Annotated in this window: 1 protein-coding gene; it reads right to left on the reverse strand. The window is 75.9% G+C overall.

The window, feature by feature from the left end:
- On the reverse strand, positions 1-1,135 hold a 1,135-nt coding region (locus HUW36_RS34775), incomplete at both ends, for an acyltransferase domain-containing protein (RefSeq protein WP_246248452.1).

The following is a 1,135-nucleotide window of genomic DNA, read 5'->3' on the forward strand; positions in this document are numbered from 1 at the left end:
CTCCGCGGCGGCGCGCCGGCGCAGCAGCAGGGACAGCCCGGCCGCGCCGATCGACAACGCGCCGGCCACGTACCAGGCGAGCGCGTAGTCGCCGAGCCGGTCCCGGACCAGGCCGGCGCCGGTGGCGGCGAGCGCGGCGCCCACCTGGTGGGCGGCGAACACCCAGCCGAACACCACCGCCCCGGACGCGCCGAACCACTCCCGGCACAGCGCGACCGTCGGCGGGACGGTGGCCACCCAGTCCAGGCCGTAGAAGATGATGAACACCAGCATGCTCGGCTCGGCCCGGTCGGCGAAGAGGCTCGGCAGCACCAGCAGCGACACGCCGCGCAGCGCGTAGTAGGCGCCCAGCAGCAGCCGGCTGTCGACCCGGTCGGTGAGCCAGCCCGAGGCGACCGTACCGACGATGTCGAAGAGGCCGACCAGGGCGAGCAGGCCGGCGGCGGTGGCCGGGGCGGCGGGTTCGCCGGCGGGCACCCAGTAGTGCTGCCGTTGGAACGGGTAGGTGGGCAGGTCGACGAGGCGGCCGGGGTGCCCGGCGAAGGCGGGCCGCCAGTCCACCGCCGTCCCGGCGGTGTGCAGGGCGGCGAGGGACCTGTGGAACCGGTCGAGGCCGCCCTCGTCGCGGCGCAGGCTGCCGGTGACCGTGACCGCATCCGGCCCGGCGGCGGCCTCGGCGCTGTCCTGCACCGCCATGGTCAGCACCGGGTGCGCGCTGACCTCGACGAACGTGCGGTACCCGGCGGCGGTGAGGTCGCGGACCGCGTCGTCGAAGCGGACCGTCTCGCGCAGGTTGCGGTACCAGTAGTCGGCGTCGAGGCCGGCGGTGTCCGTCCAGTCGCCGGTGACGGTGGAGCGGAACCGCACGGTGCCGGTGCGGGGTTCGATGGCGGCGAGCCGGGCCAACAGGTGCTCGCGCAGCGGTTCGACGTGCGCGGAGTGGGAGGCGTAGTCCACCGGCACCCGCCGCACCCGCACCTCGCGGGACTCGTAGTGCGCCACCAGCTCGTCCAGCGCGGCGGCGTCGCCGGAGACCACCACCGAGGTCGGCCCGTTGACCGCGGCGAGCGCGACCCGCCCGTCCCACCGGCCGATCGTCTCGATGGCCTCGGCGGCGGTGGTCGCCACCGACACC

Source organism: Micromonospora maritima (genome assembly GCF_902825405.1).
GTDB classification, from domain to species: Bacteria; Actinomycetota; Actinomycetes; order Mycobacteriales; family Micromonosporaceae; genus Micromonospora; species Micromonospora maritima.